The organism is Pseudomonas sp. PA-1-6B (assembly GCF_021609545.1).
In the GTDB taxonomy this organism is placed as follows: Bacteria; Pseudomonadota; Gammaproteobacteria; order Pseudomonadales; family Pseudomonadaceae; genus Aquipseudomonas; species Aquipseudomonas fluorescens_BV.
In genome coordinates this window covers 74,438-95,762 of record NZ_WJZM01000002.1, presented here as the reverse complement: position 1 = coordinate 95,762, position 21,325 = coordinate 74,438, and the positions used below count along the sequence as shown (strand labels likewise).

Below are 21,325 nucleotides of genomic sequence, written 5' to 3'. Positions count from 1 at the left end.
TCCTGTTAGTGGGCGACGGCCGCAGCGCCGTGTTCGTCGATCAGCGCACCGTTGTGGAAACGGTCGATGGAAAAAGGTGCGGCCAGCGGGTGCATTTCACCCTTGGCCAGGCTGGCGGCAAATACGTTGCCTGAGCCTGGGGTGGCCTTGAAGCCGCCCGTACCCCAACCGCAGTTGAAGAACATGTTCGGTACCGGGGTCTTAGAGATGATCGGGCAGGCATCCGGCGTGGTGTCGACGATGCCGCCCCACTGGCGGTTCATGCGCACCCGCGACAGCACCGGGAACATCTCGACGATAGCCTGGATGGTGTGCTCGATCACCGGGTACGAACCGCGCTGGCCGTAACCGTTGTAGCCGTCGATACCGGCGCCGATCACCAGGTCGCCCTTGTCGGATTGGCTGATGTAACCGTGCACGGCGTTGGACATGATCACGCTGTCGATAATCGGCTTGATCGGCTCCGACACCAGGGCTTGCAGCGGGTGGGATTCGATCGGCAGGCGGAAGCCCGCCAGCGAAGCCATGTGCCCGGAGTTACCGGCAGTCACCACACCGACGCGCTTGGCGCCGATAAAGCCCTTGTTGGTTTCCACACCGATGCATACGCCGTTTTCCTTGCGGAACCCGATCACTTCGGTCTGCTGGATCAGGTCCACGCCCAAGGCATCGGCAGCACGGGCAAAGCCCCAGGCCACGGCATCGTGACGGGCTACGCCGCCGCGGCGTTGCACGGTGGCGCCGAGCACGGGGTAACGGGTGTTCTTGGAGCAATCCAGATACGGGATTTCGTCGGCCACTTGCTGGGCATTCAGCAGCTCGCCGTCCACGCCGTTTAGGCGGTTGGCGCTCACTCGGCGCTCGGAATCACGGATGTCCTGCAGGGTGTGGCACAGGTTGTACACGCCACGCTGGGAGAACATCACGTTGTAGTTCAGGTCCTGGGACAAACCTTCCCAGAGTTTCATGGCGTGTTCGTACAGGTGCGCCGACTCGTCCCACAGGTAGTTGGAACGCACGATGGTGGTGTTGCGCGCGGTGTTACCGCCGCCCAGCCAGCCTTTCTCGACCACCGCCACGTTGGTGATGCCGTGTTCCTTGGCCAGGTAGTAGGCGGTCGCCAGACCATGCCCGCCGCCGCCGACGATGACCACGTCGTAGACCTTTTTAGGGGTCGGCGTGCGCCACATCTTCTGCCAGTTTTCGTGATGGCTGAGGGAGTGCTTGAAGAGGCCGAAGCCTGAGTAGCGTTGCATAGTCATTACTCCAAAACCGCGCTCAGCGATAAACCGGGAAATCAGCGCACAGGGCAGACACGTGCTTGGCCACGTTGGCCTCGACGTCGGCGTCGCCGAGGTTGTCGAGGATGTCGCAGATCCAGCCGGCCAGCTCGACGCACTGCGGCACTTTGAAGCCACGGGTGGTCACCGCCGGGGTACCGATGCGCAGGCCCGAGGTCACGAACGGCGACTGCGGGTCATTCGGCACCGCGTTCTTGTTGACGGTGATGTGGGCGCGACCGAGGGCGGCGTCCGCCTCTTTGCCGGTGAGGCCCTGGCGGATCAGGCTGACCAGGAACAGGTGGTTGTCGGTGCCGCCGGAGACCACATCGTAGCCACGCTTGATGAACACTTCGGCCATGGCCTGGGCGTTATCGATCACTTGTTGCTGGTAAGCCTTGAAGCCAGGCTCCAGCGCTTCCTTGAAACACACGGCCTTGCCGGCGATCACGTGCATCAGTGGGCCGCCCTGGGCGCCGGGAAATACCGCAGCGTTGAGTTTCTTTTCGATTTCTTCGTTGGCCTTGGCCAGGATCAAACCGCCCCGTGGACCGCGCAGGGTCTTGTGGGTGGTGGTGGTGACCACGTCGGCGTAAGGCAGCGGGTTCGGGTACAGGCCGGCGGCAACCAGGCCGGCGACGTGGGCCATGTCGACGAACAGCAGCGCGCCTACCTTGTCGGCGATCTGACGAAAGCGTGGAAAATCCAGAGTCTTGGAGTAGGCCGAGAAACCTGCCACCACCATCTTCGGCTTGTGCTCGACTGCCAGGCGCTCGACTTCGTCGTAGTCGATCAGGCCGGTGTCGGTGTTGATGCCGTACTGCACCGCGTTATACAGCTTGCCCGAGGACGACACTTTGGCGCCGTGGGTCAGGTGACCGCCGTGGGCCAGGCTCATGCCCAGAATGGTGTCGCCGGCATTGATCAGCGCCAGGTACACGGCGCTGTTGGCGGAGGAACCGGAGTGCGGTTGCACGTTGGCGTAATCGGCACCGAACAGCTGCTTGGCGCGCTCGATGGCCAGGGCTTCGACCTTGTCCACATGCTCGCAGCCGCCGTAGTAGCGCTTACCCGGGTAGCCTTCGGCGTATTTGTTGGTAAGGCCACTGCCTTGAGCTTCCATTACGCGCTTGCTGGTGTAGTTCTCCGACGCGATCAGCTCGATATGATCTTCCTGGCGCTGCTCCTCGGCATTCATCGCCGCCAGCAGTGCGTCGTCATATCCCTGGATCTGGTCTTGTTTGCTGAACATCGCGTCTCTCCCAGCCTTTCGTATTGTTGAGGCCCTCGCAGGGCCCTTTGATGCGATGGTAGGGCTGGCGCGTGCGGGCCAAATGCCTGCGCACGCCACGCAAAGGTGCGTTTACGACATGGACTGAAGAATGTGCAAAAGCTTGTGTGGGAGCTAGGCAATGAGCTTGCGAACGAGTAGCAACAGAAGAAAATGCATGGGATACAGGGCATAGGCCCAGCGGCGCATGGCGGGGGGTTTGGCGTTTTTGCCATGTCGCAATAAGACCAATCCTGCCAGCGGCGCAATCAGACATGCAGCCAAACCCAACAGCGCCACAAGCGTGCCGCTATTGAGCAGAATCTGCCACTGATTGGCGGCGACGCAGACTAAACCCGGCAGCACGCTGAAATACCAGGGCCGGCGAAACACCAGCAATAACGCCAGTGGCAGCAATACACCAAAGAAACCGAACATCAACTGGTGTGAAAACACGGCCGCCATTGTGACGGCGATCAGCGCCAATCCTCGATCAACCAACGCCTTTTGCTGCCAACCTCGGGCAACCAGCATGCCCAGCGCCAGGGTCGGCAACACGTTCAAGGTATCGGCATCTTCGATGAACATCCGATAAGGCACTTCGCTGATCACGCTGAACAGCAGCAACCAACCCAGGTAGCGCCAATGGCCCGTCACTGGGGCGTAACGGACACGGTGCAAATTGGCCGCAATCGCCAGGCAAAACCATGGAAACGCCAGGCGCCCCGGCACATATAGCCCATCCAGGCTCAGCCCCACATAGCGCAAATGATCGAGCACCATACTCAACAGCGCCAGCCACTTGAGCAGATCCAAAGCGCCATCTCGGACAGGTCCGACAGGCAAGGTTTCAGTACCGTGCATAATTCCCCAACGACTTTGCATTTACAGTGCGTGCGTGCCCCCGGCAATCTTGGGTAAAGTGCGCACCAACATCGACCACAGGAACGGGCCATGACCGACAAGAGCCAACAATTTGCCAGCGACAACTATTCCGGCATCTGCCCGGAAGCCTGGGCCGCCATGGAACAAGCCAACCAGGGCCATCAACGTGCCTACGGCGATGATGAATGGACCCACCGCGCCGCCGACGGTTTCCGCAATCTGTTCGAGACCGACTGCGAGGTGTTCTTCGCCTTCAACGGTACAGCTGCCAACTCCCTGGCGCTGTCCTCGTTGTGCCAGAGCTACCATAGCGTGATTTGCTCGGAAACTGCCCACGTCGAGACCGACGAATGCGGCGCGCCGGAGTTTTTCTCCAACGGCTCCAAATTGTTGGTTGCCCGCACCGAAAACGGCAAGCTGACCCCGGAGTCGATCCGTGAGATCGCCCTCAAGCGCCAGGACATTCACTACCCCAAACCCCGCGTAGTCACCCTGACCCAAGCCACCGAAGTCGGCAGCGTGTACACCCCGGAAGAAATCCGCGCCATCAGCGCCACCTGCAAGGAACTGGGCCTGAACCTGCACATGGACGGCGCACGCTTCGCCAATGCCTGTGCATTCCTGGGTTGCTCACCGGCCGACCTGACCTGGAAAGCCGGCGTCGACGTGCTGTGCTTTGGCGGCACCAAAAACGGCATGGCGGTAGGTGAAGCCATCCTGTTCTTCAATCACAAACTGGCTGAAGACTTCGACTATCGCTGCAAACAGGCCGGTCAGTTGGCGTCGAAAATGCGCTTTCTTTCTGCGCCATGGGTGGGCCTGCTGGAAAATGACGCCTGGCTCAAGCATGCACGCCACGCCAACCATTGCGCGCAATTGCTAAGCAGCTTGGTGGCGGATATTCCCGGCGTGGAATTGATGTTCCCGGTACAGGCCAACGGCGTGTTCCTGCAACTCTCCGAGCCCGCGATTGCAGCGCTGACTGCCAAGGGCTGGCGTTTCTACACCTTCATCGGCAAAGGCGGTGCGCGCTTCATGTGTGCGTGGGATACCGAGGAAGAGCGTGTAAGGGAATTGGCTGCCGATATTCGGGAAGTGATGAACGCTTAACGTACGAATTCGGCCAGTTGGTACTGGCCGATTGCCGAGACTGTTTTTTGATATTTCTGAGGGCCACGCAGCTCGTTTTCATTGTCTAGCCTCTCGTTACCCGCAAGGAAAACGCAGCGGTAACTGCCACCTTTCGGGTTTCACCGCCAGCCGAATAATCGGCAGCAAAGGCACATCAATGGAGAGCTTTATCATGGAATATCAAAGCAATGGCAACACACTGCAAAGCGGCGGCAGCACTAGCACCACGGTCATTGACTGGGATGAGTTCAGGAAACACGCCAAGGTCGGGGACACCATTCAGGAGTCATCAAGGACGCTGACCATCTACGACAAAGCCTACGAATTGACAAACTCAGGCCAGCACTTCGTTGTCCATATCTATGCCCAATAACTGTTAACACCGCAGGCCGCGCCGCAGCCTCATGACCTGCGGCGCGGTCCGAAAAAGCTGGGTTACCTGTTACCTACAAAGCCTTCGGCTGGAGCTCCATCCATTCATCAATGGGGCCACTGTTACCGTCAAAGGTGCCGCCATCAAATATCACCGCCAGCTTATTAACTGCATTCAAGGCAGTGGTCACTGCGCCTTCCGCCCAGCCGCCAGTAAAGGACACATCGTCCCCCGCCAGAATGAACCCATCGGGTGTTTTAGCAGACACACCGTTCATGAACTGCGAAAACAATAGGCGCTGGTATTCGTACTGCCCAGGCAAGTTCATCTTGAAAGCTCCGAGAAAAAACGGCTGTTCTTCCCAGTTGATTTCGACAAAGGGATCGGTCATGCCGAACTCCGCCGCAAGGTCCAACTGATGGTGGGCATACACCGAGTCCAACAAGGTCGAACATAGCGCAACATGGGAAGGCAAAGGCGCAGCCCGATCCCCCAGAAACTTGAGGCTGTCGTCGTTCCAGGTATAAGACAAAAACATTCCGCTGCCCTTGTAGGCGCCTTGACTCGCAGCGTAATCCAACAGATAAGTGCCACGGGTAATCCGGTCCGATAAGGTCACACTCATCTTGTATTGATAGTCCACCCCGACATCAGTCCAGAAAGGCCGCTTAGTCCGGGCAAAAATCTTGGCCGACTGCATGTAATGGGTGTACATCACCGCCTCCCATTCTTTGACAGACAGCAGGCTATTCATGGCGTTGAAATGATCGTCGCCGCTCATATAGCGAAACTTGTCCAGAATCCGCTTGTGGGGCGTGTAGATCACGGCAGGAAAGGTGTATTGGTATTCGCTCCCCTGGTTATGATCAAAGATGTACACGTCGAATTCGCCGTCTTGCCGTCTTATGATCTGCCGCACTTCCTGCCCGAAAACCTGGGGAATGACTTGAGCGCTCAAGCTTTCGACGGTCGTACCCGAAGGCCAGTGGGCCACGCTGTCGCCCATCGCATCCGGGCTACGCGCCCATAGCCGACGAGGCAGTTCAGTGGAGCCGTCATACATCAACTTATGGTTGGTATCCAGGCCGGTGTACAGCACCCGTAACACCTCTAGAAAGCAGTTTGGATAGTCGGTATTCCACCCTCCTGTACCAAAACCGATCTGGCCAAACAAATCAATGTCCTCACGACTCCAACCGGCCTGCTCCACCATGGCGGCAAAAAAGCTGAGATTGTCCCAACCTGCATCCAGTATCGCATTCCACAACGTCTTGATCTTCGCCTGGTCAAGGCTGCCCTCGGACATTGCAGCTTCCATCTCAGTGAAATGGATCGGGGCCTGCTCCAGAAAAACCTCAAACAACTTACGCTCGATTTCCAGATATTCATCGGGCAAATTCTTGCCTTCGTAATAGACCTGTTTTTGTTGATAGTCGACTACCGTACTGGGGGTTGCAGCCGAGCCAGGGTTGGGAAAGTCCGCCGAGTTGGCGGTCATGCCGACCTTGTCGAAATAGTGCATCAGCGCCTTGCCGGAAACGGGGAAACGCATGGCCCCCATTTCACAGATGACACTGTTGGCCGGGTCTTGTGGGTCGCCCACCACCTGGGAATAGAGTCGCCCACCCATGCGATGACTGGCCTCCACGACCACGGGATGCAAACCCATGCGCAGGGCTTCATAAGCCGCGACAAGGCCGGCGACGCCAGCCCCCACGATCAATACCTTACTGCCGTGGGCACTGCTGGAAACCTGCGCCAGTGCCGTCCCGTTGCTGGCCGCCTGGTTGAGGAAACGGGCGTAGTGAAAAGGGAAATCGGGGATAAGCGCGGTGACATCATTGCTCAGTAAGCGCGCAGCGCTTTTGGTACGGGAAGGTATAGCAGACATGTCGAGCATCCTTGGCTGAAAAAAGGACGTCCACCTACTGCTCTATTACGAAGGGCGACAACGACGCGTTCGACCATCAGCGTAGAAGATTGTAGGAATTGGCTCTATACCACTTGGAAATAACAAAGCCTATTGTCAGTCAAACCTCACCTCCGCAAGGTTTTGCACAGTCAGTTCAGAGATTCCTGAAGTGATTATTTGCAATTACAGATTCAATCGTACGTTTGCTTGTAAGACTCTTCAGCGATCACTCAATAATAAACAGACCGTGAAGCCTATGAACTTGCCCTGCGACCAAGCGGCAGCTCCCCGTCCCGCGCTGAAAATAGAAACCCGTTCCATCGACTATGTGCCGCGCAACGAACGCCACGGCAAGGTCTGGCATCAGGCGCCGTTCTGGTTCACCGGCAACTTCGTACTCACCACCATGGTTACCGGTTTTACCGGCGCCGCATTGGGGCTGAGCCTGGTATACGCAGTCCTGGCGATTGTTATCGGCGTATGCCTTGGCACGTTCGCCATGGCCTTCCACGCCAACCAGGGACCGCGCATGGGCTTGCCACAGATGATCCAGTCGCGGGCGCAATTCGGCCTGCGCGGAGCCATCGTCCCCTTTATCGCGGTGGTCTTCGTGTACATCGGTTTTAACGTGTTCAACGTGATTCTGGCGACCGACGCCATCAATACCGTGCTGCCCGGCAACCGGGCACCGTGGTATGCCTTGATGATTATCCTGGCAGTGGTGATCGCGGTGATCGGCCATGACCTGTTGCACACCGTGCAACGCTGGCTGACCTACCTGATGATCAGCGTGTTCGCGGTCCTCACGGTCGCTGCCGTAATGACCCTGCAGGCCGACACGGCGGTGGCCGACGCACATTTTTCCTGGTCGGCCTTCCTGATCCAGCTTTCGGCCGCTGCCGGTTACCAGATCAGCTACGCCGTCTACGTTTCGGACTACTCGCGCTACCTGCCCCATAACACGCCGTCACGCAGTGTCATTGCCTGGACCTACCTGGGCGCTGCCGGCTCGGCGCTGTGGCTGATGTCGCTGGGCGCCTTTCTCGCCTCTGCACTGCCCTCGCCGGATGCCATCAGTAGCGTGCAGGCGGTGGGCAACCAACTGCTTCCGGGGTTTGGCACCTTTACCGTGTTGATCGCAGTCCCCGCGCTGGTGGGTATCATGGCGGTCAACTGCTATGGCGCGATGCTCACCGGGATCAGTGCCATTGACGGCTTTGTGCCGATCAAACCACGGATCAAGAGCCGAATCGTCGGGATAAGCCTGGTGGCCGCAGTCATTTTTGTGATCGCCTTGAGCATCCCCGAAAGTTACCTGAGCAGCTTCAACACCTTCGTCCTCTTGATGCTGTATTTCCTTGTGCCCTGGACGGCAGTGAACCTGGCGGATTTCTACGCGGTACGAAAAGGGCGCTACGCAATCAGCGACATTTTCAACCCGGCCGGAATCTATGGTCGCTGGTCGAGCGCAGGGCTCATTGCATATTTCCTCGGCCTGGCGGCGATGGTTCCGTTCATGTCGCTGGGTTTCTATCAGGGGCCGATCAGCGTGATACTGGGCGGCGCCGATATTGCGTTCATCGTCGGCCTGGCGATTGCGGCGGGGGTGTACTGCACAATGAGTCGCCACCTCGACCACGCCACCGAAGCGCGCGCCGTACAAGCCAGTGAACGAGCGTTGGAAGAGGCCTTGCCATGACACCGCTACGCGTCGTTTGTCATCAATTGGCGCCGCGTATCGGCGATACCCGCTATAACAGGGCGCTGACCGAGCACGCGATTCGCGCCGCAGCCGACCGAGACGCCCAGGTAATCGTGCTGCCGGAACTGGTCCAGAGCGGCTATACGTTCACGGACCGGGAGGAAGCCCACAGCGTCTCCGAGACTCTCGACGGCCCGACCTTGGCCCTGTGGAAAAACCTGGGACGTGAGCTGGGGATCATTATCGTCGCAGGCTTCTGCGAGCGTCTGAGCGCGGGCCGGGTTGCCAACAGTGCCGCACTGATCGAGCCTTCGGGGCGGATGACGGTGTATCGCAAGGCCCACCTGTGGGACCGCGAAAAATTGATATTCACCCCCGGTGAGGCGCCACCTCCAGTGGTCGACACTACCGTCGGGCGCATCGGCGTGATGGTCTGCTACGACCTGGAGTTGCCCGAGTGGGTTCGCCTGGCAGCGCTGGCGCAGGCCGACCTGCTCTGCGCGCCGGTGAACTGGCCCGACGGCCCGCGTCCCGTAGGTGAGCGGCCGGCAGAGATCGTACGAGTCCAGGCGAACGCCGCAGTCAACCGCATGTTCATCGCTGCGTGCGACCGCTATGGCGAAGAACGTGGCGTCAATTGGGTAGGCGGTTCAGTCATCGTCGATGCCGATGGCTACCCGCTGGCCGGAGCAGCCTATCACCCGCAGGAACAGCAGTTAGTCGCTGACCTGCCAGTGGCCCAGGCCAGGCACAAGTCTATCAGCGACTACAATCACGTTCACCAGGACCGCCGACCGGGCTTGTACTAACCCTCAGAACTCAATCCGCACATCACCCTTCGGCACACTGCAGCACGACAGGATATAGCCTTCGGCTTCGTCCTCTTCGGTAATCCCGCCGTTGTGCTCCATCTCTACTTCGCCGCCCAGCTTCATAACCTTGCACGTACCGCAGATGCCCATGCCGCAGGCCTTGGGGATCAGCAGGCCGAGCTTGGCCGCCGCAGCATGCACCGTTTCCCCCGGCGCCACGCGGATGCTCTTGCCGGACGCGATAAATTCCACTTGATGCAGGTCTGCCAGGTCGATCTCCGGCGCATCCGCCGCTTGCTCGGCCTGCTCCACCGCATCGGCACGGGCTTCGGGCGGTGTCGCGCCAAAGGATTCTTCGTGATAACGCGTCATGTCGAAACCGGCAACTTCCAGCAAACGCTTAACCGCGTTCATGTACGGCGTAGGGCCGCAGCAGAACACTTCGCGCTCCAGGAAGTCCGGCACCATCAGTTCCAGCATCTTGTGGTTCAGATAGCCGCGATACCCTGCCCAAGGCTCGCCCAGGCCGTGTTTTTCGCAAATCAGGTGCAGGCTGAAGTTGTCGATCCGCGACGCCATGTGCTCCAGCTCGCGGTGATAGATGATGTCCTTGGGCGAGCGGGCGCTGTGGATAAAGGTCATGTCGACGTTCGCGTTGGTGTCGTAGAACCAGCGCGCCATGGACATCACCGGCGTGATCCCAACGCCGCCGCTGAGGTAAAGCACTTTCGGGCTCGGGAAGTCGATGGCATTGAACAGCCCGACCGGCCCGTGCACCGCCAACTCCTGGCCTTCGTGCAAAGTGTCGTGCAGCCAATTGGAAACCCGGCCGCCCGGCACACGCTTGATGGTCACCGAAAAGCTGTAAGGCACCGACGGTGAGCTGGAAATCGTGTACGAGCGCATGATCGGCTGGCCTTCGATTTCCAGCTCTAAGGTGACGAATTGCCCCGGCTTGAAAAAGAACAGGATCGGCTGATCGGCCATGAAGCAGAAGGTGCGCACATCCCAGGTTTCCTGGATGACTTTGACGCAGCGGACGATGTGCCGACCATTGGCCCAGGTCTGGGTGGTTACCGGATTCAGGAAATTATTGGACATGTTGTTCTCCACCGCCGACGTCGGCCTTATGGTGGCGATTCTGCGTAACGCGAGAACCACCCATTTACCTATCTGCGACATTCACATACTTACGGCGACCAGCCCCCAAAGACAGGGGCTTGCGCGTCGGGATCAGATTGGGCCATGTCGCCCATGGATAAGGTTCGACGTTACGCCGGGCCCACACTCGCTCCCAACAAAGACGCGTTCTTTACGCCTTGCACAGCACCAACCGTAGCCACTATTCGCCGGCCACACAGAATGGCCATGAGGACACACACGATGGACGTCACCGCAACCTTAAGCTTGGGCGATCCGCTGGAACCCGCACGCAAGGCCACCGCGCAAATGCTGCAAGAGCGCGAGCGCACTTTTTCGCTGCCGCAGCCGTTCTACTCTGATGAGCGGTTGTTTGATATCGACATGCAGGAGATCTTCCAGAAAGAGTGGTTGATCGCCGGCATGACCTGCGAAATCCCCACCAAGGGCAACTACCTGACCCTGCAAGTGGGCAAGAACCCAATCATCGTGATCCGGGGTGCCGACGGCGTGGTGCATGCGTTCCACAACGTCTGCCGCCACCGTGGCTCGCGCTTGTGCACCAGCGACAAGGGCAAGGTCGCCAAATTGGTGTGCCACTACCACCAGTGGACCTACGAGCTGGACGGCCGCCTGCTGTTCGCCGGCACCGAGATGGGCGCCGATTTCGACATGAAGCAGTACGGCCTGAAGCCGGTGAACGTGAAGACTGCTGGCGGCTACATTTTTATCAGCCTGGCCGAAAACCCACCGGCCATTGATGACTTCCTGTCGACGCTCAGCCATTACATGGAGCCCTACGACATGGAGAACACCAAGGTGGCGATCCAGACCACCTTGTTCGAAAAAGCCAACTGGAAGCTGGTGCTGGAAAACAACCGCGAGTGCTACCACTGCAACGCCTCGCACCCGGAACTGCTGAAAACCCTGCTGGAATGGGACGACGTTACCGACCCGCGCGCCGACCAGGCGTTCAAGGATCACGTGGCTGCTTCTGCTGCCGCCTGGGACGCCGAGAAGATCCCTTACGCCCACGCCAGCTTCGGCCTGCGTAACCGCATCGTGCGCATGCCACTGCTCAAGGGCACTGTGTCGATGACCCTGGACGGCAAGCAGGGCTGCGCCAAACTGATGGGCCGCATCAAGAACCCGGACCTGGGCTCGATGCGCATCCTGCACCTGCCGCACTCCTGGAACCACTGCATGGGCGACCACATCATTGTGTTCACCGTGTGGCCCATCAGCGCCCAGGAAACCATGGTTACCACCAAGTGGATCGTGCACAAAGACGCCGTGGAAGGCGTGGACTACGACGTGGAACGCATGCGCCAGGTGTGGGATGCCACCAACGACCAGGACCGCCGCCTGGCCGAAGAGAACCAGCGCGGCATCAACTCCACCGCTTACCAGCCAGGCCCTTACTCCAAAACCTATGAGTTTGGCGTGGTGAATTTTGTGGATTGGTACAGCGAGCGGATGTTGAGCAACCTGGGCGCGGCGCCAGCGCCTTATCTCAAAGGCGTAGCTGCTCACGAATAACGCTTGTGTAGGAACGGGCTTGCCCGCGATGGCATGGTGTCTGTCAAAGTCTGTATGGGCTGATAGACCGCTATCGCAGGCAAGCCAGCTCCCACATTTGGACAGATTAACTGTTCAAAATTCGATCAACTCCGATACAGCCCTTTACCACCCTGCCCTCCAGCCTTTCCCCAACAACTTATCCACAGAGCCACCCACAGCAATTGTGGGCAAGTGCGCCGCGCTCGCAAATTAAATCAAGAAAATCCGTGACTTATTCAAACTTGCGGGTTTTATCTTGAGCTGCTCATTTATTGATCAAGCCTCCAAGAGCCTTGATTAGCGTGGCTTGCAGCGGTAAGCGAACACCTTATCCACAGATGCACCAACAGACTTTGGGGGCAACTTTTTCCGGGTTGTGGAAAAGCCCTTTAAACCCTCATGAATCGGGGATATCCAGCCGTTTAAACGGCGAATAAGTGAGATCTGATCGATTATTGACCAATCCCTCGAAGACCACGCTTTACAAGGCCTGTAGCGGATAGCGAACATCTTATCCACAAAAGCGCCAACAGACTTTGGGGGCAAGTCGAGGCCTCAAGCCGGTGAAAACCCGAGCAAAAACCGCAAGTTAGGTTGGTTGTTTTTCGTACAGAGGGCTGCAGAGCTTGATATGCCGGGCTTGTGGACACCCGCGAACAGGTTATCCACAGGCGGATCAACAGGCATTGTGGGTAAGCCCAACATAAAGCAGGGAAATGTGGGAGCGGGCTTGCCCGCGATTGCAATACGTCAACGGCTGCATGGGTTGCTGACCCACCGCTATCGCAGGCAAGCCAGCTCCCAAAAGGTTTGGTGGCGGTCAGGGTTCAGCGTACGACGCCCTCTTCTACCAGAAGCTTGAGAATCGCTTGCGCGCCCTCTTCAGCGCTCACGCCCTTGAGCACCTGCCCACCGCCGCCACTGGCCTTGGCCGTTGCGGCTTTCATACGGTCAGCTCCACTCTTGGCCTTGATCACCTTGAGGCGCTTTGGCCGTGGCTTGGCCGGCTGCAGCAGTGCGCCTGTGAATAACTCGTCGTGTTCAATCTCGACGTCATGGGCTGCCAGCTCACCCCGTTGCGCCGGGCCGTACGCGCTTTGCCGAGGCTTGGGCGCGGCGTTATCCACAGTGGCGAGAAACGGCAGGCGCACCTTCAAGCGCCGTCGCTGGCCGCGAGGCAGCGCCTGCAGCACCAGGGCTACGCCGGCGTCGATGGACTCCACCTGGGCCAGCCCCACAATCAGCGGCCAGCCCAGTTGCTCGGCCAAGAGGAACGGCAGCATTCCCGAACCTTCGCCGGTTTCTGCCTGGCTCCCGGTCAGTACCACTTGAGCACCGGCGTCGCGCAGATACTCACAGAGCACCGGCAAGGCATCCGAGCCGGCCGGCTGCTCCAATACCTGCAGTTGCGGCAGGCCCATGCCCAGGTAGCTGCGCAGGGTCGGCTCGCTGACATCACCAGCGTGCAGCACCTGCAACTTATCCCCAGCCAGTTGCAGCCCCAGCTCAACCGCGCGCGCGTCCTGCTCGGCGCGGCGGGGTCGTCCGGAAGTGGGGTGAGCGCCGATGGACACCAGGCTGAATACAGTGTTCGTCATGGTCATATCCTCAGGCTGCATCGCGCTTGGCGCCGTTGCGGTAGGTTTCGACCGCCGCGATCAAGGCGTGCAGTATCGCGGCGCTTTCGCCGATCACCGACAGGTCGGCACGCTTGATCATGTCGCACCCTGGGTCGAGGTTGATCGCCACCACCTTGTCGCAGGCACCGATGCCTTGCAGGTGCTGGATCGCCCCGGAAATGCCCACTGCCACGTACACCCGCGCAGTCACCCAGGTGCCGCTGGCGCCGACCTGGCGATCACGCGCCATGAAGCCATCGTCCACTGCCACCCGCGAGGCGCCTTCGGTAGCGCCCAGGGCCGCGGCGGTCTGGTGGAACAGCGCCCAATCCTTCACGCCGTTGCCACCGGAGAAAATGAACTCTGCCTCGGCCATCGGAATCGCTGCCGGGTCGACCGCCACCGCGCCGAGGTCTTCGATACGCGGCAGACTACGCGCCAGGCTTGTGGATAACTCCACGGGCAAGACTTCGTGGCGGGTCTCGCTGACCGGATCGGCACATTCGGCGGCAGCGAGGATCAGACGGGGCAACGGCCGCGCCAGGTCTTCCTGGCCGGCACCGGCACGGCCGATGCATTCCTCGCCCTTGATCTGCCACACCCGCGTCGCCGGGCGTTCCTTGAGGCTGGCGGCAAAGCGTCGCCCCAGCTCACCACCACCGCTGCGGCTGTCTGGCAGCAACCAGTGGCGCGGGCTGAATTGGTTATCCACAGCGCGCAGGCCCTGCACGCGTTGCTCCGGTGCATAACCCTCGAACTCATGCCCCTCCAGCACCAGCAGACGGTCGACGCCCGCCGTGGCAAACGCGCTTTCCTTGTGTTCACCGAATACCACCGCCAACACCGCGCCCTCACTGCCGGCCAGTTGACGCGCCAGACCAAGCAGGTCGCGGTCGTGGCTGCTCAGGCGGCCGCCGACCATGTCCGGCACCACGTTGATGTAGAACGCCGGAGCCGGCACCTGATGCAGCGGCAATTGCACTTCCACTGCCGCGGTACGCTTGGCCGCGCCGCCCTGCTGGGCACCGCTGCGGTCGATGCGCTTGATGCCGTTGGGCCCGATAAAACCGACACCATGCACGTTTTTGCGAATGATGCCGTTGGGCCCCATCCAGCTGTGTTGCACCGGCTGCATCGCCGCGTGCAACGGGTGCAGGCGGTTACGGGCGATCCATTCGGCCCGGGGGTCGCGGCGGATAATATCGCTCATTAGTGCACCTCCGCAGGTTCACGCTTGACGGGGGCTTTGGCCGGCGCGGCGTCTTCAAGCAACGCGTCGGCTACCAGTTCGGCGATGTCCTTGATCAACGGGCGCGGTTCGACCACGCCTTCAAGCATCGCCGTGCATTGCGGGCAACCCACGGCCACCAGTTCGGCGCCGGTCTCGCGGATGTCGTCCATGCGCATATCGGGGATACGTTGCTTGCCGGGGATGTCGGTGATCGGCGCACCGCCACCGCCACCGCAGCAGCGTGAACGGAAGCCCGAGCGTTGCATTTCCTTGACCTCGATACCCAACGCCTTTAGCACTTGGCGCGGCGCCTCGTATTCACCGTTGTAGCGGCCCAGGTAGCAAGGGTCATGGTAGGTCACGCTGTTGCCTTTGTGCTGGCCCAGATTCAGCGCGCCCTCGCCGATCAGCTCGGCCATGAAGGTGCTGTGGTGCTGCACGCGGTAGTTGCCGTTGAAGGCGCCGTATTCGTTTTTCAGCACATGGAAGCTGTGCGGATCGCAGGTGACTATGCGCTTGAAGCTGTACTTGGCCAGGGTCTGGATATTGCGCGTGGCCAGCAACTGGAATGTCGCTTCGTCACCGAGGCGCCGCGCCACGTCACCGCTGTCGCGTTCTTCCAGGCCGAGCACGGCGAAATCGACCTTGGCGGCCTTGAGCACTTTGACGAAAGCGCGCAGGGTACGCTGGTTACGCATGTCGAAGGCGCCATCGCCGACCCAGAACAGCACATCGCAACTGCCTTTGTCGCTGAGCAACGGCAGGTTCAGGTCTGCCGCCCAGTTCAGACGACCACCAGGGGCAAACCCGCCGGGGTTGTCGGTAGCGATCAGGTTTTCTAGGACTTCAGCGCCCTTGTTCGGCGTGGCGCCTTTCTCCAGGGTGAGGTGGCGACGCATGTCGACAATGGCGTCCACGTGCTCGATCATCATCGGGCACTCTTCCACGCAGGCGCGGCAGGTGGTGCACGACCACAGGGTCTCGGCGTCCACCAGGCCGTTGACGATCGGCTGGTGCGGGTTGCCGCCGTGTTCGCCCACCGGTTTGCCGGGGTACGGGCTGCCGGCAAACTTGGCATCGGTGCCACCGGCCAAACCGACCACCATGTCCTGAATGAGTTTTTTCGGGTTCAGTGGCTGGCCGGCAGCAAACGCCGGGCACGCCGCTTCGCACTTGCCGCACTGCACGCAGGCGTCGAAGCCGAGCAGTTGGTTCCAGGTGAAGTCCTTGGGTTTTTCCACGCCCAGCGGCGCGGTTTTATCGCTCAGGTCCAAGGGTTTCAAACCGGTGGAGCGGCCGCCGCCAAAGCGTTCGGCGCGACGGTGCCAGGCCAGGTGCAGGGCTCCGGCAAACGCGTGTTTCATCGGCCCGCCCCAAGTCATGCCGAAGAACATCTCGGACACGCCCCACAACACGCCCACGCTCAGCAATGCCGCAAGCAGCCAGCCGCCGAAATCGGCGGGCAGAATCCCGGCCACCGGCAAGGTCACCAGGAAGAAGCTCACCGAGAAGGCCATCAGGCTTTTCGGCAGGCGCATCCACGGGCCTTTGGACAGGCGGGCAGGCGGATTGCGGCGGCGCAGGTACATGAAGATCGCGCCGACAAACATCAATGTCGACGCCAGCAGCAGGGCATAACCAAGAATGCGGCTCTGCAGGCCGAAACCGTGCACCACAATCGCCAGCAGCGCCGACAGCACAAAGCCCAGCGCCGTCGCTACGTGGGTATTGGCGATGTATTTGTCACGGGCGACCACGTGGTGCAGGTCGACCATGTAACGCTTGGGCATGGCCAAGAGGCCACCCAGCAGGTCGACTTTGGATGAGCGGCCACGACGCCACATGTTCACCCGGCGCAAGGCGCCGAGGACGGCGAGGCCCAGGGCGGCAAACAAGAGAATAGGCAGCAAGGTATTCAACATGGTGAAGCTCCCACAGACCACACAGGTCTTGCATGGGGGCCGGATCAATGTGGGAGCTGGCTTGCCTGCGATGGCATCGACTCGGTCTCACTCAAGACCGAGTCGCCTGCATCGCGGGCAAGCCCGGCTCCCACACTGGTCAGCTCCCACATTCAGACCGGGTCCACTTTCGGCTTAGAAATCCTTGCACAAGCGCAGGGCGTCATAGATGGCGGCGTGGGTATTGCGCTGGGCCACACAATCACCAATGCGGAACAGCAAGTACCCCTCGCCCGCCTCGCTCAGGCATGGCTGCGGCTTGATCGCAAACAGCGCTTCAACGTCGATCTGGCCCTTGTTGCGCGAACCTTCCTTGAGCCCGTAGTAAATGGCCTCGTCCGGACGCACGCCGTTCTCCACCACGACCTGGTCGACCACCCGCTCCTCTTTGGCACCGGTGTATTCGTTCTCCAGCACGGCCACCAGCTTGTCGCCCTCGCGGTAGACCTTTTCCAGCATCATGTCGCCGGTCATGATCACTTCCTTGGGGTACATGCTGCGGTAGTACGTGGGGAACGACGTACCGCCGATTGCCACGCCCGGCTTGATGTCGTCGGTGACGATCTCCACCTGGCTGCCTTTGTCGGCCAGGAAGTCGGCCACCGACATGCCGGTGAATTCACAGATGGTGTCGTACACCAGCACGTTCTTGCCCGGCGCAACCTTGCCGTCGAGCACGTCCCAACTGCTCACCACCAAGCCTTCGGCGGCGCCCCAGTGTTCGTTCTGCTCGATGAACGGATGCCCGCCCACCGCCAGCACCACCACGTCCGGACGCACGTCCAGGATGGTCTCGGCATCGGCTGCAACACCCAGGCGCAGGTCGACTTTCAAACGCGCCAGTTCCAGTTGATACCAACGGGTGATACCGGCGATCTGGTCACGCTGCGGCGCTTTCGATGCCGTGGTGATTTGCCCGCCGATAAACTCTTTTTTCTCGAACAGCGTCACGTCGTGGCCACGTTCAGCCGCCACGCGCGCGGCTTCCATCCCGGCCGGGCCGGCCCCCACTACAACCACCTTGCGCTTGGGCCCGGTGGACTTCTCGATGATGTGCGGCACGCCCATGTATTCACGGGAGGTCGCGGCGTTCTGGATGCACAGCACATCCAGGCCTTGGTACTGGCGGTCGATGCAGTAGTTGGCGCCCACGCACTGCTTGATCTGGTCGATCTGGCCCATCTTGATCTTGGCGATCAGGTGCGGGTCGGCGATGTGCGCACGGGTCATGCCGACCATGTCCACATAGCCGCCTTCCAGAATGCGCGTGGCCTGGTTCGGGTCCTTGATGTTCTGCGCGTGCAGCACCGGAACCTTGACCACTTCCTTGATGCCGGCCGCCAGGTGCAGGAACGGCTCCGGCGGGTAGCTCATGTTCGGGATGACGTTGGCCAGGGTGTTGTGGGTGTCGCAACCCGAGCCCACCACGCCGATGAAATCGAGCATGCCGGTGTCATCGTAGTACTTGGCGATTTGCTTCATGTCCTCGTGGGACAAGCCGTCCGGGTGGAACTCGTCACCGCACAGGCGCATGCCCACACAGAAGTCATCCCCCACTTCGGCACGCACGGCCTTCAACACTTCCAGGCCGAACTTCATGCGGCCCTCGAAGCTGCCGCCCCACTCGTCGGTACGCTTGTTGACCCGCGGGCTCCAGAACTGGTCGATCATGTGCTGGTGCACGGCCGACAATTCCACCCCGTCCAGGCCACCGGCCTTGGCCCGACGCGCAGCCTGGGCGTAGTTGCCGATCACGCGCCAGATTTCTTCTGGCTCGATGGTCTTGCAGGTGGCACGGTGCACCGGCTCACGCACGCCGGACGGCGACATCAGGGTCGGCCAGTTAAAGCCGTCCCAACGCGAGCGCCGGCCCATGTGGGTAATCTGGATCATGATCTTGGCGCCATGCTTGTGCATGGCATCGGCCAGATTCTGGAAGTGCGGGATGATGCGGTCGGTGGACAAGTTCACCGACGCCCACCATTCCTGCGGGCTGTCGATGGCCACCACGGAGGAGCCACCGCAGATCGCCAGGCCAATACCGCCCTTGGCTTTCTCTTCGTAGTACTTCACATAGCGGTCGGTGGTCATGCCGCCGTCGGTGGCATATACCTCGGCATGCGCAGTGCTGAGCACCCGGTTGCGGATGGTCAGTTTGCCGATCTGGATCGGCTGGAACATTGCTTCGAAAGCCATGGCACGGTCCTCGGCTTACAACGGTTTGACGGTGAACAAACCATCATCGTGGCCCTCTTCGGAGCCTCCGTAGACTTGTTCGGCGACAGTGCGGATCTTGCTGCCACGCGCTTGAAGGATCTGGTCCATGGCGCCGGCAAACCAACCAGTGAACATGTAGTCCACCTTGCGGCCGACCTTGCCGTACACGTAGACGAACGCCGAGTGTTCCAGCTTGACGCTGGCGGTGCCTTTGTCCAGGTCGATATCCTGGATCTTGAACAGGCCCCAGCCGCGTTGCGACAGGCGCTTCATGTAGTGCTCGAACACCGCGACGCCTTCCAGGCCGTGGCATTCAGCTTCTTTTTCACACCAGTGCCAGGCGGACTTGTAGCCAGCCTTGTAGAGGATCTCGGCGTAGGCGTCGGCCCCCAGCACTTCTTCGATACCCATGTGGTTGTTGACGAAGAAATGACGCGGCACGTACAGCATCGGCAGGGCGTCGGAGGTCCAGACACCGGTTTCGCTGTCGACTTCAATTGGCAATTGCGGGGCGATCTTGGCCATGGAAACTCAACTCCAGAAAATTCGTTTTGATGCCCGCCACGCGGATGGCGGCGGGTGAAGGATTAAGCGAGCAGTGGCTTATTCGCCCCAGACGTCCTTGAGCACGTTGACCCAGTTCTCGCCCATGATCTTGCGCACCACGCGCTCGCTGTGGCCGCGCTTGAGCAGGGTCTCGGTGAGGTTGGGGAACTCACCCACGGTGCGGATGCCCAGCGGGTTGATGATCTTGCCGAAGCTGGTCAGGCGGCGGGCGTAGCCCTTGTCATGGGTGAGCATTTCGAAGAAATCCTGACCATGGCCCTGGGTGAAGTCGGTGCCGATGCCGATGGCGTCTTCGCCGACGATGTTCATGGTGTATTCGATGGCTTCGGCGTAGTCGTCGATAGTCGAGTCGATGCCCTTGGCCAGGAACGGCGCGAACATGGTCACGCCGACAAAACCGCCATGGTCGGCGATGAACTTCAGCTCTTCATCGGACTTGTTGCGCGGGTGCTCTTTAAGCCCGGACGGTAGGCAGTGGGAGTAGCACACCGGCTTTTTCGATTCGAGGATGACCTCTTCGCTGGTCTTGGAGCCCACGTGGGACAGGTCGCACATGATGCCGACGCGGTTCATCTCGGCGACGATCTCGCGACCGAAACCCGACAGGCCGCCATCACGCTCGTAGCAACCGGTGCCCACCAGGTTCTGGGTGTTGTAGCACATCTGCACCACCCCCACGCCGAGCTGCTTGAAGATCTCGACATAGCCGAGCTGGTCCTCAAAGGCATGGGCATTCTGGAAGCCGAAGATAATGCCGGTCTTGCCCTGCTCCTTGGCGCGGCGGATGTCGGCGGTGGTTTTCACCGGGATCACCAGGTCGCTGTTCTCACGGATCAGGGTCTGGCTGGCGACAATGTTATTGATCGTGGCCTGGAAGCCTTCCCACACCGACACCGTGCAGTTGGCGGCGGTGAGGCCACCTTTGCGCATGTCTTCGAACAGGTCGCGGTTCCACTTGGCAATAATCAGACCGTCGATAACGATGCTGTCGGCGTGCAACTCGGCTGGGCTCATCAGGCGTCCCCTTATTGGCGATTCATGCGCCGAATCGTCTGCCGGCGCTTTGGGGCCAGCATATGCCCAGGGACCGACGGAGCCGGGTGCAAAAACGACAGGGGAATTGCCGAAAGCGTCAATCCGCGACAAAGCCTGTGAAGACAGGCCCCACGGTCGGCTGTTCTTTGTCTTACGCTTGAGCCAGAATTGCGCATCACGTGATATGAGACGGCGCAATGAAATCGATTTTCCTGGCTTTGGCACTCATCGCAACCACCGCCCACGCGGCCGAAGACACCGACAGCACGCCGTGCGACGGTATCGAGAACGACCAGCAAACCTTGGAATGCGCCACCTACAACAAGACCACCGCCGAGCAATTGCTCAAAGATAATTATCAGGGGTTGCTGGAGCGCATGGGTTCGACCTACGGCAGCGACAAGACCAAACTGGCGGACATTACCGCCCGTCTGAAGGACGCACAGCAGAAGTGGGAAAAACTGCGCGACGCCGATTGTGCAGTGGACACCTTCCCGGCAGTGACCGGCACCAAGGCCTATGCGATTGCGCACAACGACTGCCTGGCGCGCATGAGTGATGAGCGGTCGGAGTTTTTGGAGTCGATTGCCCAAGAACAGTAACTATATTCCTACAATAGAAGCGTCCCAC

17 protein-coding genes are annotated in these 21,325 nt (G+C 60.2%); 6 read left to right on the top strand and 11 right to left on the bottom strand.

Annotation, left to right across the window (positions count from 1 at the left end):
• Positions 1 to 5 precede the first annotated feature (5 nt).
• The 3 genes from GIV35_RS01995 to GIV35_RS01985 form a co-directional block, all read right to left on the bottom strand.
• Complete coding sequence (locus GIV35_RS01995; RefSeq protein WP_003176546.1) at positions 6 to 1,256, bottom strand: sarcosine oxidase subunit beta; 1,251 nt, start codon at positions 1,254 to 1,256, stop codon at positions 6 to 8.
• A gap of 22 nt (positions 1,257 to 1,278) precedes the next feature.
• Positions 1,279 to 2,532, bottom strand: a complete 1,254-nt coding sequence (glyA, locus tag GIV35_RS01990) for a serine hydroxymethyltransferase (RefSeq protein ID WP_003194857.1) — start codon at positions 2,530 to 2,532, stop codon at positions 1,279 to 1,281.
• A gap of 153 nt (positions 2,533 to 2,685) precedes the next feature.
• Positions 2,686 to 3,414, bottom strand: coding sequence for a TraX family protein (locus GIV35_RS01985; protein WP_200647903.1), 729 nt, complete (start codon positions 3,412 to 3,414; stop codon positions 2,686 to 2,688).
• 90 nt (positions 3,415 to 3,504) lie between these two features.
• On the opposite strand from GIV35_RS01985, the gene GIV35_RS01980 reads away from it, so the two are divergent.
• Both GIV35_RS01980 and GIV35_RS01975 read left to right on the top strand, forming a co-directional pair.
• Positions 3,505 to 4,545, top strand: a complete 1,041-nt coding sequence (locus GIV35_RS01980; RefSeq protein ID WP_003194862.1) for a threonine aldolase family protein — start codon at positions 3,505 to 3,507, stop codon at positions 4,543 to 4,545.
• A gap of 193 nt (positions 4,546 to 4,738) precedes the next feature.
• The gene (locus GIV35_RS01975) at positions 4,739 to 4,939 is read left to right on the top strand and encodes a hypothetical protein (protein WP_034129068.1); all 201 of its coding nucleotides are present in this window, start codon (positions 4,739 to 4,741) and stop codon (positions 4,937 to 4,939) included.
• Between the two features lie 73 nt (positions 4,940 to 5,012).
• Here GIV35_RS01975 and GIV35_RS01970 read toward each other — a convergent pair whose 3' ends face one another.
• A complete protein-coding gene (locus GIV35_RS01970) occupies positions 5,013 to 6,830 on the bottom strand; it encodes a flavin monoamine oxidase family protein (protein ID WP_105228788.1) in 1,818 nt (605 codons plus the stop codon).
• A 277-nt stretch (positions 6,831 to 7,107) separates the two neighbouring features.
• On the opposite strand from GIV35_RS01970, the gene GIV35_RS01965 reads away from it, so the two are divergent.
• Both GIV35_RS01965 and GIV35_RS01960 read left to right on the top strand, forming a co-directional pair.
• Entirely contained in the window at positions 7,108 to 8,550 is a 1,443-nt protein-coding gene (locus GIV35_RS01965; RefSeq protein ID WP_105228789.1) for a purine-cytosine permease family protein, read from the top strand.
• On the top strand, positions 8,547 to 9,362 hold the full coding sequence (locus GIV35_RS01960; RefSeq protein WP_105228790.1) for a nitrilase-related carbon-nitrogen hydrolase: 816 nt from the start codon (positions 8,547 to 8,549) through the stop codon (positions 9,360 to 9,362). Before GIV35_RS01965 ends, GIV35_RS01960 begins: the two co-directional genes overlap by 4 nt.
• A gap of 3 nt (positions 9,363 to 9,365) precedes the next feature.
• On the opposite strand, the gene gbcB is transcribed toward GIV35_RS01960, so the two are convergent.
• Positions 9,366 to 10,466, bottom strand: a complete 1,101-nt coding sequence (gbcB, locus tag GIV35_RS01955; protein ID WP_014720237.1) for a glycine-betaine demethylase subunit GbcB — start codon at positions 10,464 to 10,466, stop codon at positions 9,366 to 9,368.
• A gap of 282 nt (positions 10,467 to 10,748) precedes the next feature.
• Between gbcB and gbcA the strand changes: the two genes are divergently transcribed.
• Positions 10,749 to 12,044: a glycine-betaine demethylase subunit GbcA gene (gene gbcA / locus GIV35_RS01950; RefSeq protein WP_032894948.1), complete on the top strand. Its 1,296-nt coding sequence runs from the start codon at positions 10,749 to 10,751 to the stop codon at positions 12,042 to 12,044.
• A gap of 848 nt (positions 12,045 to 12,892) precedes the next feature.
• On the opposite strand, the gene etfB is transcribed toward gbcA, so the two are convergent.
• The 6 genes from etfB to GIV35_RS01920 all read right to left on the bottom strand — a co-directional run bounded on the left by etfB (position 12,893) and on the right by GIV35_RS01920 (position 20,674).
• Positions 12,893 to 13,669 (bottom strand): electron transfer flavoprotein subunit beta, encoded by a 777-nt coding sequence (etfB, locus tag GIV35_RS01945; protein WP_371920435.1) that lies wholly within the window; start codon positions 13,667 to 13,669, stop codon positions 12,893 to 12,895.
• Positions 13,670 to 13,673: 4 nt separating this feature from the next.
• Entirely contained in the window at positions 13,674 to 14,894 is a 1,221-nt protein-coding gene (gene etfA / locus GIV35_RS01940; RefSeq protein WP_105228791.1) for an electron transfer flavoprotein subunit alpha, read from the bottom strand.
• Positions 14,894 to 16,837: a dimethylglycine demethylation protein DgcB gene (dgcB, locus tag GIV35_RS01935; protein ID WP_198714425.1), complete on the bottom strand. Its 1,944-nt coding sequence runs from the start codon at positions 16,835 to 16,837 to the stop codon at positions 14,894 to 14,896. The genes etfA and dgcB overlap by 1 nt, the downstream gene beginning before the upstream one ends.
• Positions 16,838 to 17,011: 174 nt before the next feature.
• The gene (gene dgcA / locus GIV35_RS01930) at positions 17,012 to 19,072 is read right to left on the bottom strand and encodes a dimethylglycine demethylation protein DgcA (RefSeq protein ID WP_014720244.1); all 2,061 of its coding nucleotides are present in this window, start codon (positions 19,070 to 19,072) and stop codon (positions 17,012 to 17,014) included.
• A gap of 15 nt (positions 19,073 to 19,087) precedes the next feature.
• Complete coding sequence (locus tag GIV35_RS01925; protein ID WP_008033249.1) at positions 19,088 to 19,618, bottom strand: DUF5943 domain-containing protein; 531 nt, start codon at positions 19,616 to 19,618, stop codon at positions 19,088 to 19,090.
• Positions 19,619 to 19,696: 78 nt separating this feature from the next.
• Positions 19,697 to 20,674: a dipeptidase gene (locus tag GIV35_RS01920; RefSeq protein ID WP_032879065.1), complete on the bottom strand. Its 978-nt coding sequence runs from the start codon at positions 20,672 to 20,674 to the stop codon at positions 19,697 to 19,699.
• Positions 20,675 to 20,892: 218 nt separating this feature from the next.
• On the opposite strand from GIV35_RS01920, the gene GIV35_RS01915 reads away from it, so the two are divergent.
• On the top strand, positions 20,893 to 21,297 hold the full coding sequence (locus tag GIV35_RS01915) for a lysozyme inhibitor LprI family protein (protein ID WP_236264078.1): 405 nt from the start codon (positions 20,893 to 20,895) through the stop codon (positions 21,295 to 21,297).
• Positions 21,298 to 21,325: the final 28 nt, after the last annotated feature.

Excerpts from the sequence above, each read along its gene's own strand:
- GIV35_RS01975 (WP_034129068.1), top strand. The coding sequence starts at position 4,739 with ATGGAATATCAAAGCAATGGCAACACACTGCAAAGCGGCGGCAGCACT.
- GIV35_RS01970 (WP_105228788.1), bottom strand. The coding sequence starts at position 6,830 with ATGTCTGCTATACCTTCCCGTACCAAAAGCGCTGCGCGCTTACTGAGC.
- GIV35_RS01980 (WP_003194862.1), top strand. The coding sequence starts at position 3,505 with ATGACCGACAAGAGCCAACAATTTGCCAGCGACAACTATTCCGGCATC.
- GIV35_RS01995 (WP_003176546.1), bottom strand. The coding sequence starts at position 1,256 with ATGCAACGCTACTCAGGCTTCGGCCTCTTCAAGCACTCCCTCAGCCAT.
- glyA (WP_003194857.1), bottom strand. The coding sequence starts at position 2,532 with ATGTTCAGCAAACAAGACCAGATCCAGGGATATGACGACGCACTGCTG.
- etfA (WP_105228791.1), bottom strand. The coding sequence starts at position 14,894 with ATGAGCGATATTATCCGCCGCGACCCCCGGGCCGAATGGATCGCCCGT.
- GIV35_RS01965 (WP_105228789.1), top strand. The coding sequence starts at position 7,108 with ATGAACTTGCCCTGCGACCAAGCGGCAGCTCCCCGTCCCGCGCTGAAA.
- GIV35_RS01915 (WP_236264078.1), top strand. The coding sequence starts at position 20,893 with ATGAAATCGATTTTCCTGGCTTTGGCACTCATCGCAACCACCGCCCAC.
- GIV35_RS01920 (WP_032879065.1), bottom strand. The coding sequence starts at position 20,674 with ATGAGCCCAGCCGAGTTGCACGCCGACAGCATCGTTATCGACGGTCTG.
- gbcB (WP_014720237.1), bottom strand. The coding sequence starts at position 10,466 with ATGTCCAATAATTTCCTGAATCCGGTAACCACCCAGACCTGGGCCAAT.
- GIV35_RS01985 (WP_200647903.1), bottom strand. The coding sequence starts at position 3,414 with ATGCACGGTACTGAAACCTTGCCTGTCGGACCTGTCCGAGATGGCGCT.
- GIV35_RS01925 (WP_008033249.1), bottom strand. The coding sequence starts at position 19,618 with ATGGCCAAGATCGCCCCGCAATTGCCAATTGAAGTCGACAGCGAAACC.
- dgcA (WP_014720244.1), bottom strand. The coding sequence starts at position 19,072 with ATGGCTTTCGAAGCAATGTTCCAGCCGATCCAGATCGGCAAACTGACC.
- gbcA (WP_032894948.1), top strand. The coding sequence starts at position 10,749 with ATGGACGTCACCGCAACCTTAAGCTTGGGCGATCCGCTGGAACCCGCA.
- etfB (WP_371920435.1), bottom strand. The coding sequence starts at position 13,669 with ATGACCATGACGAACACTGTATTCAGCCTGGTGTCCATCGGCGCTCAC.
- dgcB (WP_198714425.1), bottom strand. The coding sequence starts at position 16,837 with ATGTTGAATACCTTGCTGCCTATTCTCTTGTTTGCCGCCCTGGGCCTC.
- GIV35_RS01960 (WP_105228790.1), top strand. The coding sequence starts at position 8,547 with ATGACACCGCTACGCGTCGTTTGTCATCAATTGGCGCCGCGTATCGGC.